Source organism: Oceanospirillum sediminis (assembly GCF_014164585.1).
Classification (GTDB): Bacteria; Pseudomonadota; Gammaproteobacteria; order Pseudomonadales; family Halomonadaceae; genus Oceanospirillum; species Oceanospirillum sediminis.
Genome location: NZ_JACJFM010000279.1, coordinates 1 through 334 on the forward strand (window position 1 = coordinate 1; position 334 = coordinate 334).

Consider the following 334-nt stretch of genomic DNA (forward strand, 5'->3'; position numbering starts at 1 on the left):
TAGCAGTTAAATAGTTGTCCGCGTCATTTGTTGGTGCTGGTATGTCAAAAAATGTATCTAAATCTTTTCTTACTCCAATAATTAAAACCCTTTGACGAAGCTGAGCTACTCCATATTCTGCAAAATTCACTAAATGTGCAGTTGTATTATAACCGTAATCTCCAGTCTCTGAAAAATCTTTAATTATAGTCTTTATTGCTTTTTTCTTATTAGCAGTTAAAATTCCTTTTACATTTTCTGCAACAAACATTAAGGGCTGCTTTTGAGAAACAATTTCAACAAAGTTTTGATATAAATTACCTCTGTCTGTCGTTATTCCTCCTCTTTTCCAAAT

General features: G+C 31.7%; 1 protein-coding gene. It reads right to left on the minus strand.

What is annotated here, in order from left to right:
* Nucleotides 1–334, minus strand: a 334-nt coding sequence (locus tag H4O21_RS28685; RefSeq protein WP_182812660.1) for a DNA cytosine methyltransferase, incomplete at both ends; no start/stop codon positions are given.